Raw genomic sequence first — 12601 nt, 5'->3', positions numbered from 1 at the left:
CTTCTTTTATGAGTGCTGAACCGCGTCCCGAGAAGTCCGCGAAGCCGGCCAGGCCTGCGGGCCGGTTCCGCCGGATGATTGAGCGGCTGTCCACCTCCCAGGAGGAGCTGCATTCGGCGGAGCTGCAGGAGGACGCAGAAGCCGCGGGGTGCACGCGGATCTGCGACTGCCACGACCGCCAGATAGTCAAGGTGACCGGAACCCTGCGTACGGTCACCCTGCGGCCGCGCGCGGGCGTCCCCGCCCTGGAGGCCGAACTCTTCGACGGCTCGGCCGCGCTCGACGTGGTCTGGCTCGGACGTCGCTCGATCGTGGGAATCGAGCCCGGCCGACGCATGATTGCTTCGGGGCGCATCTCCATGACCCACGGCCGTCGGGTGCTCTTCAACCCGAAGTACGAACTCCGCCCGCTCGGACAGGAGCACTGACCGGTGACGTCACTCGACAAACCGACCACCCCGGAACCGACCGGGCCGCGGCATGCCGCCGCGCCGTCCGCGGACCAGAAGGCCGTGACCCAGGCCGCGCTCTTCGATGCCTTCGGCGGCATCCGGGGCACCGTGGAGACGATGCTGCCCGGGCTGCTCTTCGTCATGATCTACACGATCAACAAGGACGTGAAGTGGTCCGCCATCGCGGCCGGCGCGGTCGCGGTCCTGCTGGTGATCGTGCGGCTGCTGCGCAAGGACACGGTCAAGCACGCCTTCAGCGGCGTCTTCGGCGTGGGCGTGGGCGTGGCCTTCGCCCTGTTCACGGGCAGTGCGAAGGGCTTCTACCTGCCCGGCATGATCTACGGCGTCGGCCTCGGCTTGGCCTTCACGGTCTCGGCGCTGGTGGGCTTCCCGCTGCTCGGCGTGATCCTGGGCCCGGTGTTCAAGGAGAACCTCTCCTGGCGCACCCGCAACCCCGGGCGCAAGAAGGCGTACGTCAAGGCCAGCCTGGCCTGGGGCCTGATCTTCCTCGCCAAGTACGCGATCCTCTTCCCGCTGTACTGGTGGGGGGACGCGACGCAGCTGGGCTGGGTGCTGATCGCGCTGAAGCTCCCGCCGATGGTGCTCGCCGTGTACTTCACCTGGGTCTTCCTGGCGAAGGCGCCGCCGCCGATCGACGTGATCGCGGAGTGGGAGGCCAAGGAGGCCGCGGAGGCCGCCGCCAAGGGGCCGAAGGCCTGACGGCGCACAGCTGACGAAGGGGGCGGGAACCGGCCGGAAGGCCGGTCCCGCCCCCTTCGCCCTGCCGCACCCGTACGGGCCCGCGGGCGCAGGGGGAGCTGGCAGGGCCGAGCCCCTGCCGCCCGCCCCGCCCCCCGCACGCCGCAGGAGCGCGTCCCGGCGCCCGCGGGGCAGGCCACTGCGCGGGGGTGTGCCCGTAGGGCCGGCGGCCCGGTGCGGGAAGCCCGAAGGGGGCGCGCCCGGCCGGGCGCGCCCCCTTCGTCATCGAGCAGGCCCGCAGGGCTAGCGGCGGGCCTGGAGGAGGTCCTCCAGCTGTTCCTCGCGGGCCTGGGCGGCCACGAAGAGCAGTTCGTCGCCCGGCTCCAGGGTCTCCTCCCCGTGCGGGGTGAGAACCCGGTTGCCCCGGATGATCGTGACCAGTGAGGTGTCCTCGGGCCAGGTGATGTCGCTGATCTGGGTGCCCGCGACCGAGGAGTCGGCCGGCAGGGTCAGCTCGACCAGGTTGGCGTCGCCGTGGCTGAAGCGCAGCAGCCGGACCAGGTCGCCGACGCTCACGGCCTCCTCGACCAGGGCCGACATCAGACGCGGCGTGGAGACGGCGACGTCGACGCCCCAGGACTCGTTGAAGAGCCACTCGTTCTTCGGGTTGTTGACGCGGGCCACCACGCGCGGGACCCCGTACTCGGTCTTGGCGAGCAGCGAGACGACGAGGTTGACCTTGTCGTCACCGGTGGCCGCGATGACCACGTTGCACCGCTGCAGCGCCGCCTCGTCCAGCGAGGTGATCTCGCAGGCGTCGGCCAGCAGCCACTCGGCCTGCGGCACCCGCTCGACCGAGATGGCGGTCGGGGCCTTGTCGACCAGGAGCACCTCGTGGCCGTTCTCCAGCAGTTCGCCCGCGATGGACCGGCCCACCGCGCCCGCACCGGCGATCGCGACCCTCATGCGTGTGCCTCCTCAGGCCCCTCGGCGAACGCCGCCTCGACCTTGTCGATCTCGTCCGTGCGCATCATCACGTGGACGAGGTCGCCCTCCTGCAGGACCGTCGCCGACGTGGGCAGCATCGCCTCGCCCAGACGGGTGAGGAACGCCACGCGCACGCCCGTCTCGTCCTGGAGCTTGCTGACCTTGTGGCCGATCCAGGCGGCGGAAGTGTGCACCTCGGCGAGCTGCACCCCGCCGCTCGGGTCGCGCCACAGCGGCTCGGCGCCCGAGGGCAGCAGCCGGCGCAGCATCTGGTCGGCGGTCCACCGCACGGTGGCGACGGTGGGGATGCCGAGGCGCTGGTAGACCTCGGCGCGCTTGGGGTCGTAGATGCGGGCCGCGACGTTCTCCACGCCGAACATCTCGCGTGCCACGCGGGCAGCGATGATGTTGGAATTGTCACCACTGCTGACGGCGGCGAAGGCGCCCGCGTCCTCGATTCCCGCCTCCCTCAGGGTGTCCTGGTCGAAGCCGACCCCGGTGACGCGGCGGCCGCCGAATCCGGCGCCGAGCCGGCGGAATGCGGTGGGGTCCTGGTCGACGACGGCGACCGTATGCCCCTGCTGTTCCAGGGTTTGCGCGAGGGCGGAGCCCACTCTTCCGCAACCCATGATGACGATGTGCACGGCCGTCCTTCCGGCTGTCAGCGACTCGCTGGTTCCCAGCCTCATTGCATGCTCTGGTTTAACAGGGTCTCAGACCATGGCCCAAGCTACACACGGGCGGTCACCGATGGGGCCTCTTGCGCCGCAGTCGTGCTGCGGGTGGGGAGGAATTGCGGCGGGATTGCGGTATGAGGGGGTGGGGGTTCGTCAGTCTGATTTCGAACGCTTACGATCCTCTGCGTGTCCAAACTGACCGACGTGCCCAAACGGATCCTGATCGGCCGGGCGCTACGCAGCGACCGCCTCGGAGAAACACTCCTTCCCAAGCGGATCGCCCTTCCCGTCTTCGCCTCCGACCCGCTGTCCTCCGTGGCATATGCCCCCGGCGAGGTCCTGCTTGTCCTGTCGATCGCGGGCGTGTCGGCGTACCAGTACAGCCCCTGGATCGCGCTCGCGGTCGTCGTACTGATGTTCACCGTCGTGGCGTCCTACCGCCAGAACGTCCACGCCTACCCGAGCGGTGGCGGCGACTACGAGGTCGCCAACACGAACCTCGGACCCAGGGCCGGCCTCACCGTGGCGAGCGCCCTGCTCGTCGATTACGTCCTGACCGTCGCCGTGTCGATCTCTTCCGGGGTCGAGAATCTCGGCTCCGCGGTGCATTTCGTCATCGAGCACAAGGTGCTCTCGGCGACCGTCATGATCCTTCTTCTCACGCTGATGAACCTGCGCGGGGTGAAGGAATCCGGCAAACTCTTCGCGATCCCGACCTATGTCTTCGTCGCCGCCGTATTCGTCATGATCGGCTGGGGTGCCTGGAAGGGCATCGTCCTCGGCGAGACCCTGACGGCGCCGACCGCCGACCTCGAGATCAAACCCGAGCAACAGGGTCTGGCCGGCTTCGCGATGGTCTTCCTGCTGCTGAGGGCCTTCTCATCCGGCTGTGCGGCCCTGACCGGCGTCGAGGCCATCAGCAACGGCGTACCCGCCTTCCGCAAGCCGAAGAGCAAGAACGCCGCGTCCACCCTCGCCTACATGGGCGGCCTGGCGGTCACCATGTTCTGCGGGATCATCGGCCTGGCCATGGCCAGCGACGTGCGGATGGCCGAGAACCCCGCCGAGGACCTGCTGGCGAACGGCGTCCCGGTCGGCCCCGGGTACATCCAGAACCCGGTGATCTCGCAGGTGGCCGAGGCCGTCTTCGGTGACGGCAGCTTCCTCTTCATCCTGCTGGCCGCGGCCACCGCGCTGGTGCTCTTCCTGGCGGCGAACACCGCGTACAACGGCTTCCCGCTGCTCGGTTCGATCCTCGCCCAGGACCGCTACCTGCCGCGCCAGCTGCACACCCGGGGCGACCGGCTCGCCTTCTCCAACGGCATCGTGCTCCTCGCCGGCGCGGCCATCCTGCTCGTCTGGATCTACGACGCGGACTCGACCAAGCTGATCCAGCTCTACATCGTCGGCGTGTTCGTCTCCTTCACGCTGAGCCAGATCGGCATGGTCCGGCACTGGAACCGCCACCTGAAGACGGAGCACGACGCCGCCGCCCGCCGTCGGATGCACCGCTCCCGGGCGATCAACGCCTTCGGCGCCTTCTTCACCGGCATGGTGCTGGTCATCGTCCTTGCCACCAAGTTCACCCACGGTGCGTGGGTGGCCCTGCTCGGCATGCTGATCTTCTACGGCACGATGAGCGCGATCCGGAAGCACTACGACCGCGTCTCCGCGGAGATCGCCGCCGCCGAGGGCCCCAGCGACGACAGCGTGCGGCCCTCCCGGGTCCACTCCATCGTCCTGGTCTCCAAGGTCCACAAGCCCACGCTGCGCGCCCTGGCGTTCGCCAAGCTGACCCGCTCGGACACCCTGGAAGCGCTCAGCATCAGCGTCGATCCGGCCGAGACCAAGGCCCTGCGCGAGGAATGGGACCGGCGCGGGATCAACGTCCCGCTCAAGATCCTCGACTCGCCGTACCGGGAGATCACCCGCCCGGTGGTCGAGTACGTCAAGGGCCTGCGCAGCGAGAACCCGCGCGACGCGGTCAGCGTCTACATCCCCGAGTACGTCGTCGGCCGCTGGTACGAACACCTGCTGCACAACCAGAGCGCGCTGCGCCTCAAGGGCCGGCTGCTCTTCACCCCCGGTGTGATGGTCACCTCGGTGCCCTACCAGCTGGAGTCCTCGGAGCTCGCCAAGCGGCGGGCCAAGAAGCGCCAGGAGTGGAACGCCCCGGGTGCGGTGCGCCGCGGCCCCGTGGACAGCCCCGTCAGGTCCTCGCCGCCGAAGGAGCCCACCGCGAAGGGCTGAACAGGTTGGTGAACGGCCGGACGAGATCCACGTAAACTGGTGGGTCGGTCGTCCGGCCGTTTTCCGTTGTTTCAGTTTTTGGAGTGTCTCCCCACCATGACGAGCGCCGAGCAGAACGAGAAGCAGTCACTGGTCGGGGAGGAGTACGAGGTCGAGGTCGGCCCCGTGGCGCACGGCGGGCACTGCATCGCCCGGACCGAGGACGGGCGCGTGCTGTTCGTCCGCCACACCCTGCCCGGTGAGAAGGTCGTCGCCAAGGTCACCGAGGGCGACGTGGACTCCCGCTACCTGCGCGCCGACGCGATCACCGTGCTCGACGCCTCCAAGGACCGCGTGGAGGCCCCCTGCCCGTACGCCGGCCCCGGCAAGTGCGGTGGCTGCGACTGGCAGCACGCCAAGCCCGGCGCCCAGCGCCGCCTCAAGGGCGAGGTCGTCGCCGAGCAGCTCAAGCGGCTCGCGGGGCTCACCCCGGAGGAAGCCGGCTGGGACGGCACCGTGATGCCGGCCGAGGGCGACAAGCTGCCGGCCGGGCAGGTGCCGCAGTGGCGCACCCGCGTGCAGTTCGCCATCGACGAGGACGGCACCGTCGGTCTGCGCCGCCACCGCTCGCACGAGATCGAGGCGATCGACCACTGCATGATCGCGGCGCCGGGCGTCAGCGAACTGGGCATCGAGAAGCAGGACTGGCCGCAGATGGCCACGGTCGAGGCGATCGCGGCGACCGGATCCCAGGACCGCCAGGTCGTCCTGACCCCCCGCCCCGGCGGCCGCCTCCCCCTCGTCGAGCTGGACAAGCCGGTCTCCGTCCTGCGCGTGGAGGAGAAGGACGGCGGCGTCCACCGCGTCCACGGCCGCCCCTTCGTACGGGAGCGCGCGGACGGCCGTACGTACCGCGTGGGCATGGGCGGCTTCTGGCAGGTCCACCCGCAGGCCGCGGACACCCTGATCAAGGCCGTCATGCAGGGCCTGATGCCGCGCAAGGGCGAGATGGCCCTCGACCTCTACTGCGGCGTCGGCATCTTCGCGGGAGCCCTCGCGGAACGCCTCGGCGAGACCGGGGCCGTCCTCGGTATCGAGTCGACGAAGCGCGCGGTGGAGGACGCCCGCCACAACCTGGCGGACTTCCCGCGGGTCCGCATCGAGCAGGGCAAGGTCGAGCAGATCCTCCCGAAGACCGGGATCACGGAATGCGACCTGGTCGTCCTGGACCCCCCGCGCGCGGGCGCCGGCAAGCAGACGGTCCGCCACATCACGGGCCTCTCGGCCCGCCGCATCGCCTACGTGGCCTGCGACCCGGCGGCCCTGGCCCGCGACCTGGGCTACTTCAAGGAGAACGGCTACAAGGTCCGCACCCTCCGCGTCTTCGACCTGTTCCCGATGACCCACCATGTTGAGTGCGTGGCGATCCTTGAACCCACGGCAAAGGGTGCCTGACCTGCATTTTTGTCGAGTGTGCGTTATGTGCGCTACGTGCGTTACGGACGATGTCTCGACGCACGTCTGACGCAGGATCGACTCCTCTCCTGATGGGGCGTCATGCATGAAAAGCCGCCTTCCCTACCGGGTGCCGAGCCTGGTGGGGAAGGCGGCTTTTCGTCTGCAGGGAGGTGCGGTAGGTGCTCCTAGCCCCGTTCGCGCTCCGTAGTTGACCAAGGGCTTCGGTCACCTTTGGAAATAGACCCGAAGCCGTTCGTGTTCGGGGAGGTCGACGACGGGGGTGTCGGCGCTGAGGCTGTTCAGCGCGAAGGGCGGTGTAACGGAGGGCGCGATGTCAGGAAGGGCGGAGGTGTCCTTCAATGATGCGAAGAAGGCCGGATTTCCGAAGTCACCCACCGACTGATCGGTGGCTGCGGGGGAGCGCGGCTGTAGGCCGGCAACCGTGCGAACGGGATGTTCGGTGCGTTGGTGCACGCCTCCAAGGGGTGGGTGGTCACCTTAGGTGCCGCACGGATCGGGGCTCGTCACCGAGGAGAGCGTCGGCTTGCCGGTGCCGAGTGAGGGTGCGGGCGACGTCCAGAGGTAACCGCTCGTAACAGGGGGAATTCGTCCGGTGGTATTTAGGTGAATCGCTGACTGAATTTCCGTCAGCAAGCCTCGCCTGGTTATCTCGATTCCATAACGACATCGCCGAAATGGCCTGGGTCTATCCGTACCTATTCGCCTAACTCCCCTGTCGCCGAAGCTACTTGATAGATCATCAGATTCGGCCGCCAAGGTAACAGTCAGATATCTCGACGTCCATTCCTGTTTGTCCGAATTCTCCACCGTGCCCGTCTGGCAGGCTTCCGTGCACCCACTCCTCCGTCCCAGAATTTGAGGTGCGCATGTCGGTCTACCGTCGCGAGAAAGGTGAACAGCGGCGCACGCCCCGCCGGTTGATACTCCTCACCACCGCCATGGCTTCGGCCGCGGGGTTAGCGGGGGGCATCGCCTACTTCGGGCTCGGCGACAACACCCAGGCAGAAACCGCCGCTCACGCGGACGTAGCCGCGGACGTCCTCACACCGGCCGCCGCTCCGGCCCGTGACGCGGAGCCTGCACCCATCGCGGCCGCGTCCGCCAACGACGCGAGGCGCGGCATGGTCCACGACGGCCTCAAGGCCGCGCCGAAGGGCGACAAGTGCGTCGGCGTCCACCGCACGGAAGCCGGGCTGTGGAGCCACGGTCCCGACGCCCCGCCGAAGGGCGTCGACATCAAGGCCGGCGTCGCCCCCGTCGTCAAGACGAAGGCCGAGGCTTCCGATCCGGCCCGCCCGCAGGCCGGCGAAGTGGCTGCCGCCGAAGTCAGCGGGCGTCCTCAGGACGCGCCCGCCGCCGACGCGGTATCCGCCAAGGCCCCGGCGTCGGAGGCCCCGGACCGCGCCGGCGGCAGCGGCAAGGCCACGGCCGCCGGGCCCGCCGGGCAGACCGTCCAGTGCGACGGCGACGCGGCACCGGCAACCGCGTCCACGTCGTCTACGGCGGTCCAGAAGGTCGGCTGACCTTCGACCGTCTGATCAACCGCCGGCGGACGGCCATGTTCCCCCTGCGGCCGTCCACCGGCTCCCTCGCAGCACCACACCTCCACCGCACCGCACCGCAGCAGTGGCAGCACCTCGCATCCCCACCGCACCAGGGAGCACCACAACAATGCGTACCGGCCGTGAATTTCCTGCGCCGTTCCGTTCAGTGCCAGCGGGCTGACCGACCATCACCTGACGGTGCCGCCGCCGAGCCAGGCGCCCTTCGGCATCTGTCGCGCAGACCGGACGATCCGGCTGCCGGGCAAGCAAGTTCCCGCATTTTCAGATCAAGGAGCATGATGCACAAACGTCGCGCGTCCCGCCGCAAGAAGGCGTTGATAGCCGCGGTCACCGCCGCACTCTCCGGCGGTCTGCTGTTCGGCTTCGGTGCGCTCGCCCAAGCCGATGTGGTCAGCGGCACGGTCATCGGCGGGCAGGGCAACTACAACTCCGTCAACCACCGGGCCAAGCCGTCCCTCTCGGCCCAGGTGAACGGCTCCTCGAAGGTAGGCGACAGGGTCCAGATGTCCTGCCGGACCACTGGCGACACCGTGGAGAACAACCCGCGGTGGATCTACACCGGCTCGTACTACATCGCTGACGCCTTCATCAGGGAGAACACCACGGTCCTGCCGGTCTGCGGTTCGAGACCGAACCCGAACCCCACCCCTCCCCCCACGACCGCGAAGACGCTCAAGATCGACATGCAGAAGCAGGTCAGGACCCAGTGGTGCTGGGACGCCTCCGGCGTGACCATCGCCAAGCACTGGGGCCGCTCCGTCAGCCAGGAGCAGTTCTGCCAACTCGCTGCCCAGGGCTCCTGGGTGGACTGCAACAACCAGCCCGCGACGCTGGAAGACATGGCCAACGGCCTGGCCAGGCTGGGGCTGAGCAACAGCGGCCGCAGCCTGTACCGCAACGCCTCGTTCAGCGAGTCGGTCGCCGAGATAGCCGCAGGCCGGCCGTTCGCCGTCCGGATCGGCTGGCGCACCGGCGGTGGTCACATGAACGTCATCTACGGCTACGACAGCGCCACCAACATGGTCGCGGTCGGGGACCCGTGGCAGACCACCCAGACCTACACCTGGTGGAACCACGCCACATACGTGAACAACAACTCGTTCCAGTGGACCCACTCCCGCATCGGGATCCAGGGCTGAGGAGAAGGCCGACCATGCAGATCACGCGCCACACCAAGCACACGGCAGTCCGGGCCGCCGTCCTCGCCACGGCCGCGCTCGTCGCCGCCCTGAGCGGAATCGTTCCTGCACAGGCCGCGGAGGGCGACGGCATCGCGGGCTACCCGTCCGCCCAGCAGGCCGTCCGGAGCGACCAACTCCGCGACACGGTCTCCCGCTTCCTGGTTTCGGCCCGGCAGCAAGGCACGGGCCCCGGCGCGGACGGCGGCACCCGCGGCAACGCGCCCGCCGCGGTCGCCGCGCCGCCCGGGTTCGATCTCAAGGACCCGGTGCCGATGTTCGAGATCAGCCCCGAGTTCGTGACCGGCAAGACCCAGGCGACCCCGCAGACCGCGATCCGGCTCTCCTACCTGGCCTCCCGGGTGACCGCCTCCGACGGCAAGAACGCCGCCGTACTGCTCGCACCCAAGGGGGACGCCGCTACGACGGGAAGCGGCCCGCAGAACGTCGGTGCCGAGGGCTGGCAGCTGGCCGGCATCCGGGACGGGGACGCCGAGGTCGGCTTCGCCGAGCGCGGCACCGCACAGGCCCGTACCTTCACCGAGCCGCAGATCCACGCCTGGTACCGGCTCACCGCCGACGGCATGGTCGAGCCGCTCAACGAGGAAGCGACCACCGGCCTCGGCGGAAAGCGCGGCGTTACCCTCGCCGCCTACCAGAAGCTGGTCACCAGCCGCTACGGCGACAAGATGCCCGGCTCGCAGTACGACCGCAAGGGCCTGGCCGGCGGGTACGCCGGCCTCGTGGAGGAACAGCCGGAACAGGTCGCCGCCGCGTCCGGGACACCGGCGGCCGAGGCGTCCTGGCAGCCGCTCTCCGCCACCGCCACCGCGGCCGCAGCGCTGGCGGCGATCGGCGGTGCGGTGGTGTACGTGCGCCGCCGGCAGACGGCGGGCCTCCGCTGACCCGACTATGAGGGTCGGGCTCCCTCCGTGCGCAGCCTCCCCTGCCCCTTTGCCGCGCGGGTGATGACCGCAGCGACAGCCGCCCGGCAGGTGGCGAAGGGTGCCTGACCTGCTGTTCATGCGGAGGGCTGGGCCAGGGCCGGGTGGCGGCGGCGCCAGTCCGCGTAGACCGGGCTGGCGGTGCAGGTCTCCAGGTAGCCGGCCGCCACCGTGCGCAAGAGGTCGTCGGCGTGTGAGGCCAGCGGGCCGTCACGCTGCCAGGCCAGGACGTGGCGGTACCAGAGCGGGTTTCCCGCGAGGGGGCGGACGGTGACGCCGGGGGTTTCCGCGAAGGTGGCCTGGCAGAGGCTGACGGCCAGGCCCGCGCGGACCAGTTCGATCAGCTGGCGTCCCTCGGCCTCGTGCGGGGCGGAGGGCCGGCGGCCGGCCAGCGCGGACACCGAGGACCAGTACTCGCGGGTGCGGTCGCCGTCGGGCCGGGGCATCGCCCAGTCGTGCTCGGCGAGTTCGGTCAGGGACACGGCCTCCTGGCCGGCCAGTGGGTGGGCCGCGGGCAGCAGGGCGAAGACGGGTTCGGTGACCAGGGGGGTGAGGACCACCCCGTCGCGCGGCGGCAGGACCTGCTCCGGGTGGTCGCCGAGGACCGCCGCCTCCAGGCGGCCGGCGGCGAGGTCGTCCAGGAGCGTGACGGGGGAGTAGTGGCACCGGGACGTCACCTCGGCGTCGGGCAGCAACGTCCCTATGGCCAGCACGAGGTGGCCGATGAGGGGAGCACCGACCGATCCGACGCGGACCCGGTCCGGGGACGCCAAGTGGCGGGCCGCGCGGGCGGTGTCGGCGAGGAGCGCGTCGATGCCCGGCAGGACGGCGTGGGCCCGGGCCAGCACCAGCTCACCGAAGGCCGTGGGCGTGGCTCCGGCCCGCCGCCGGTCGAAGAGCACACCGCCGAGCATCGACTCGATGCGACGCAACTGTGTGCTGAGGCCCGGCTGGGTCATGGACAGCGAGGCGGCGGCCCGGGTGAGGCTGCCGGCCTCGGCGATCGCGCACACCACCCGCAGGTGCCGTACCTCCAGTTCCATGCCGCGCATGTTATGGAGCGGCGACAGCTTTCGGACAGGAGTGGGATCCCGTCAGGCTTATGTGAAATGTCACACACCATTTAAGGGAAGGTTGCGCGTCCATGAGACCCATCCATCGGCCGACGACATCGCGCGGGGTGCTGTTGCCCGCCCTGGCCGCCGCACTGCTGCTCCTCCTGCTGGGAGCGCCACCCGCCGGCGCCGCAGACAGCCCGTCGGCCTGCGCCCTGCGCGGTAGCACCGGCTGGACGGACGAGGGGCACGACACGGACTACTCGGTGTTCCGGCGCCCCGTCGGAACCGTCAAGGTCGCCATGGTCTTCGTGGACTTCCCGGACGCGCCGGCCACCGAGGCCCCGAGCGAAGACTCGGCGCAGATCACGCCCGGGGCGGACTGGCTGTGGTACGCCTCGTACGGCAGGACCTGGCTTTCGATCGACCAGCATCAGCGGTGGGTGCGCATGCCGCGCCCCTCCACCGACTACGCCTTCGCGCGCGGTCTGACCCACGAGACGCACGAGGCGTACGTCAAGGATGCAGTGGCGGCCGCCGATCGGTACGTGGACTTCTCCGGGTACGACATGGTGTACGTCGTGCCGACCCGCAACGCGGCGGCGATCTCCTTCACACCCACGTACGTGTACGAGCCGGGCACGGCGGGTGTGGTGGCCGACGGCCGCCAGGTCAAGTGGGCGGTGACCTTCGGCCAGGACATGTGGCACTGGGGTGCCAAGCTGGTCGCCCACGAGACCGCGCACGCCTTCGGGTTGCCCGACTTGTACGCCTTCGAGGCGGGCAGCGACGCCCACCGCTTCATCGGCGGTTGGGACGTGATGGGCCTGATCGGCGGCCGTGGGTCGCAGTTCTTCGCCTGGCACTCCTGGAAGCTCGGCTGGACCGGGGACGGCCAGGTCGTGTGCCGGGCGACGAAGGGCAGCGACACCGTGTACCTCACTGCGGTCGAGTACGGCAGCGGTACCAAAATGGCGGTGATCCGCACCGGCCCCACGACCGCGTACGTCGTCGAGTCCAGGCGCGGGATCCAGGCGGACGCGAGCTCCTGCTCGACCGGCGCCCTGATCTACAGGGTGGACGCCTCCGTGCGGACCGGCGAGGGGCCGGTCAGGGTGATGGACGCCAAGCCGGCCGCCGCACCCGTCGGCGGCTGCCGCCCGCTGGACGACGCCCCGTTCTGGGCCGGCGAGTCGTTCACCGACGCGGCGGCCGGGGTACGGATCGACATGCTCGCCGCCGACGGCTACGGCGAGACCGTACGCATCACGAAGTCGTAGGAGCGTACCCGTGTCAGTGCCCCGACCCCGCGAGCGATCCCCGGGGCGGTGGCATG

12 protein-coding genes are annotated in these 12601 nt (G+C 69.9%); 8 read left to right on the top strand and 4 right to left on the bottom strand.

Going from position 1 to position 12601, the window contains the following annotated elements:
- Positions 1–8: 8 nt before the first annotated feature.
- Both ACZ573_RS13400 and ACZ573_RS13395 read left to right on the top strand, forming a co-directional pair.
- The gene (locus ACZ573_RS13400; protein WP_094744607.1) at positions 9–428 is read left to right on the top strand and encodes an OB-fold nucleic acid binding domain-containing protein; all 420 of its coding nucleotides are present in this window, start codon (positions 9–11) and stop codon (positions 426–428) included.
- A 3-nt stretch (positions 429–431) separates the two neighbouring features.
- Positions 432–1172 (top strand): DUF3159 domain-containing protein, encoded by a 741-nt coding sequence (locus ACZ573_RS13395; RefSeq protein ID WP_471303026.1) that lies wholly within the window; start codon positions 432–434, stop codon positions 1170–1172.
- 282 nt (positions 1173–1454) lie between these two features.
- Here the strand turns inward: ACZ573_RS13395 and ACZ573_RS13390 are convergent, their stop codons facing one another.
- Positions 1455–2117, bottom strand: a complete 663-nt coding sequence (locus ACZ573_RS13390) for a potassium channel family protein (protein WP_266605851.1) — start codon at positions 2115–2117, stop codon at positions 1455–1457.
- On the bottom strand, positions 2114–2782 hold the full coding sequence (locus tag ACZ573_RS13385; RefSeq protein WP_030016272.1) for a potassium channel family protein: 669 nt from the start codon (positions 2780–2782) through the stop codon (positions 2114–2116). The genes ACZ573_RS13390 and ACZ573_RS13385 overlap by 4 nt, the downstream gene beginning before the upstream one ends.
- A 219-nt stretch (positions 2783–3001) precedes the next feature.
- Between ACZ573_RS13385 and ACZ573_RS13380 the strand changes: the two genes are divergently transcribed.
- Positions 3002–5065, top strand: a complete 2064-nt coding sequence (locus ACZ573_RS13380) for an APC family permease (protein WP_471303024.1) — start codon at positions 3002–3004, stop codon at positions 5063–5065.
- A 96-nt stretch (positions 5066–5161) separates the two neighbouring features.
- Positions 5162–6499, top strand: coding sequence for a class I SAM-dependent RNA methyltransferase (locus ACZ573_RS13375; protein WP_471303022.1), 1338 nt, complete (start codon positions 5162–5164; stop codon positions 6497–6499).
- Positions 6500–6727: 228 nt separating this feature from the next.
- On the opposite strand, the gene ACZ573_RS13370 is transcribed toward ACZ573_RS13375, so the two are convergent.
- Positions 6728–6976, bottom strand: coding sequence for a hypothetical protein (locus ACZ573_RS13370; RefSeq protein WP_471303020.1), 249 nt, complete (start codon positions 6974–6976; stop codon positions 6728–6730).
- Between the two features lie 413 nt (positions 6977–7389).
- On the opposite strand from ACZ573_RS13370, the gene ACZ573_RS13365 reads away from it, so the two are divergent.
- The 3 genes from ACZ573_RS13365 to ACZ573_RS13355 all read left to right on the top strand — a co-directional run bounded on the left by ACZ573_RS13365 (position 7390) and on the right by ACZ573_RS13355 (position 10171).
- Complete coding sequence (locus ACZ573_RS13365) at positions 7390–8046, top strand: hypothetical protein (RefSeq protein WP_471303018.1); 657 nt, start codon at positions 7390–7392, stop codon at positions 8044–8046.
- Between the two features lie 317 nt (positions 8047–8363).
- Positions 8364–9227 (top strand): papain-like cysteine protease family protein, encoded by an 864-nt coding sequence (locus ACZ573_RS13360; RefSeq protein WP_471303016.1) that lies wholly within the window; start codon positions 8364–8366, stop codon positions 9225–9227.
- Between the two features lie 14 nt (positions 9228–9241).
- The gene (locus ACZ573_RS13355) at positions 9242–10171 is read left to right on the top strand and encodes a hypothetical protein (protein ID WP_471303015.1); all 930 of its coding nucleotides are present in this window, start codon (positions 9242–9244) and stop codon (positions 10169–10171) included.
- Between the two features lie 116 nt (positions 10172–10287).
- Here the strand turns inward: ACZ573_RS13355 and ACZ573_RS13350 are convergent, their stop codons facing one another.
- A complete protein-coding gene (locus ACZ573_RS13350) occupies positions 10288–11253 on the bottom strand; it encodes a LysR family transcriptional regulator (protein WP_471303013.1) in 966 nt (321 codons plus the stop codon).
- A 101-nt stretch (positions 11254–11354) separates the two neighbouring features.
- Between ACZ573_RS13350 and ACZ573_RS13345 the strand changes: the two genes are divergently transcribed.
- Positions 11355–12545 carry a M6 family metalloprotease domain-containing protein gene (locus tag ACZ573_RS13345; protein WP_471303010.1) on the top strand — a complete coding sequence of 397 codons (1191 nt, stop codon included), beginning with the start codon at positions 11355–11357 and terminating at the stop codon, positions 12543–12545.
- Positions 12546–12601 lie beyond the last annotated feature (56 nt).

The sequence above is a fragment of the Streptomyces sp. NPDC040545 genome (genome assembly GCF_055595065.1).
This window is presented reverse-complemented; position numbering and strand designations above follow the sequence as displayed.

Bases quoted from the DNA above. Each gene is read 5' to 3' on its own strand.
- ACZ573_RS13400 (WP_094744607.1), top strand. From the start codon at position 9: ATGAGTGCTGAACCGCGTCCCGAGAAGTCCGCGAAGCCGGCCAGGCCT.
- ACZ573_RS13390 (WP_266605851.1), bottom strand. From the start codon at position 2,117: ATGAGGGTCGCGATCGCCGGTGCGGGCGCGGTGGGCCGGTCCATCGCG.
- ACZ573_RS13375 (WP_471303022.1), top strand. From the start codon at position 5,162: ATGACGAGCGCCGAGCAGAACGAGAAGCAGTCACTGGTCGGGGAGGAG.
- ACZ573_RS13365 (WP_471303018.1), top strand. From the start codon at position 7,390: ATGTCGGTCTACCGTCGCGAGAAAGGTGAACAGCGGCGCACGCCCCGC.
- ACZ573_RS13360 (WP_471303016.1), top strand. From the start codon at position 8,364: ATGATGCACAAACGTCGCGCGTCCCGCCGCAAGAAGGCGTTGATAGCC.
- ACZ573_RS13355 (WP_471303015.1), top strand. From the start codon at position 9,242: ATGCAGATCACGCGCCACACCAAGCACACGGCAGTCCGGGCCGCCGTC.
- ACZ573_RS13350 (WP_471303013.1), bottom strand. From the start codon at position 11,253: ATGGAACTGGAGGTACGGCACCTGCGGGTGGTGTGCGCGATCGCCGAG.
- ACZ573_RS13345 (WP_471303010.1), top strand. From the start codon at position 11,355: ATGAGACCCATCCATCGGCCGACGACATCGCGCGGGGTGCTGTTGCCC.